Raw genomic sequence first — 2,187 nt, forward strand, 5'->3', positions numbered from 1 at the left:
GTGGCGGTGGAGTCGGATGCCTCGATGGACTTGTTCTCCGGCGGCTCGTGATCGGCCACGTAAGTCTCCTAAGACCCCCGGGCGCGTCCACCACCACCGGAGGGTGATGTGAGCGGCCACACGGGGGCGCTGCTTGTGTACTCGCGCGGACGCGAGTTCTTCCGGTCTGTTGCATCGCGCGGTCGTCCGGTGCCCGTTATCACTGCACGGCCGAGCGGTGCCTGGCTTGATCGCGTCTCGAGCGCCGGAACATCCAGCATGCAGCCGAGCGAGGTGTCTCCTGCACCTCGGCCACAGCGATGTCGGGCATCGATCCGTGATGTCGTTCGGTCGTCCCGCACGAGGCTCGTGCGGCGCAACCTTCCCCAGTATCCCACATAGACGTGCGCGGATACGCCAACGGCGCCCCGAAGGGCGCCGCGGGCGTTGTAGGAACGGGCTATACGGAGGCAAGCTCCGGGAACCACAGGGCGATCTCACGCTCGGCGGATTCGACGGAATCGGATCCGTGCACGAGGTTCTCGCCCGCGTCGAGGCCGAGATCGCCGCGGATGGATCCGGGCACGGCCTTTTCGACCGGGTCGGTGCCGCCGGCGAGTTGCCGGAACGCAGCGATCGCACGCGGTCCCTCGAGCACTGCCGCTACGAGGGGGCTGCCCGTGATGAACTCGATCAGCCCCGGATAGAACGGCTTGCCCTCGTGTTCCGCATAGTGGGCCCCCGCCACCTCCTCGGTGGCCGTGCGCAGTTCGAGCGCCACGATGTTCAATCCCTTGCGCTCGATGCGCGACAGGATCTCTCCGACATGACGGCGGGCGACGCCGTCGGGCTTGATGAGTACCAGGGTCCGCTCAGTCACGCGACAAGCGTAATGGGTCAGTTCCGCTGCCCGGGGAGCAGACCCCGCGCTTCACGTTCCTGGATGTCCTTGCACAGGTAGAGCAGGTACGCCCACACCGCACTGAACAGCACGCCGATCGCACCGAGCGACAGGTCGACGAAGAAGCCGAGCACCGTCAGTACCTGCAAACCGATGTTGTACGGCATCGCCCAGGATCGGCGCTGGAGCCCCGCACCGACCACCATCGCGACCGCGAGTCCGATGACGTAGCCACCCGAGAGGGCGGTGAGGCCACCGCCGAGTGTCGCGATCACCGGCAGCACGAGGAGCACCACGATCGCTTCCAGGACGAGAGTGCCGGCCGCCACACCGCGGAACCCCTTCCAGGGGTCGGTCGTCGGCGGGCCGAACTCCTGATCCGGCTGATTCTCGTTGCTCACGCGGGGTCCTTTCCGAACAAACTGCGGGCGGCGCCGGCGGTCACGACCGAGCCGGTCACCACGACGCCTGCTCCCGATATTGCTTCGCCGGGTTCGGCGACCTCTTCGGCGATAGCGATCGCCGTCTCGATGGCGTCCGTCAGGGTGTCGGCCGTGACGACCCGCTCGTCCCCGAACCGCGCGACCGCGAGATTGCTCAGTTCGTCGACGTCCATGGCCCGCGGCGACCCGTTGTGGGTGACCACGATCTCGTCGAAGACCGGCTCGAGGACCTCGAGCAGTCCCGCGACGTCCTTGTCTGCCATCACACTGACCACGCCGACGAGCTTGCGGAAGTCGAACTCCGCGGCCAGCGCGGCCGCCAATGCCTTCGCTCCGTGCGGATTGTGTGCCGCGTCGAGAAACACCGTCGGCGCATTGCGCACCCGTTCGAGCCGCCCGGGATTGACGACGGACGCGAACGCTTCACGCACCGCGTCGACGTCGAGCTGCCGGTCCGGTCCGGCACCGAAGAACGCTTCGACGGCGGCGAGCGCGAGCGACGCGTTCTGCGCCTGATGCTCGCCGTGCAGAGGAAGGAAGATGTCGGGGTACACGCCCCCCAGTCCCTGTAGATCCAGCTGCTGCCCGCCCACCGCGACCGCCCGGCGCAGCACCGTGAATTCCGAACCTTCGCGCGCGACCGCGGCGTCCGCCTCGACGGCCCGGCGCAGCAGCACGTCCATGGCCTCGGGTTCCTGCCGGGCGATGATCGCGACGGTGTCGCGGGGCACGAGACCGTCGTCTTCGGCCTTCTTGATGATTCCGGCCTTCTCCCCCGCGATCTCGGTGAGCGAGTCGCCGAGATAACCAGTGTGGTCGATCCCGATGGGGGTGATCACCGCCACCTGGCCCGTAACCACATTG

General features: G+C 67.6%; 3 protein-coding genes. All 3 read right to left on the reverse strand.

Features of this window, described 5'->3' with window-relative positions; translation table 11 throughout:
- Positions 1-439: 439 nt before the first annotated feature.
- On the reverse strand, positions 440-859 hold the full coding sequence (gene ndk / locus Q8814_RS25865; RefSeq protein ID WP_330154789.1) for a nucleoside-diphosphate kinase: 420 nt from the start codon (positions 857-859) through the stop codon (positions 440-442).
- A gap of 17 nt (positions 860-876) precedes the next feature.
- The gene (locus tag Q8814_RS25870; RefSeq protein WP_330154790.1) at positions 877-1,281 is read right to left on the reverse strand and encodes a DUF4233 domain-containing protein; all 405 of its coding nucleotides are present in this window, start codon (positions 1,279-1,281) and stop codon (positions 877-879) included.
- Positions 1,278-2,187: bifunctional folylpolyglutamate synthase/dihydrofolate synthase (locus tag Q8814_RS25875; RefSeq protein WP_330154791.1), on the reverse strand; the 910-nt coding region annotated here is incomplete at its 5' end. The genes Q8814_RS25870 and Q8814_RS25875, both read right to left, overlap by 4 nt.

It is taken from the genome of Rhodococcus chondri, assembly GCF_036327435.1.
In the GTDB taxonomy this organism is placed as follows: domain Bacteria; phylum Actinomycetota; class Actinomycetes; order Mycobacteriales; family Mycobacteriaceae; genus Rhodococcus; species Rhodococcus chondri.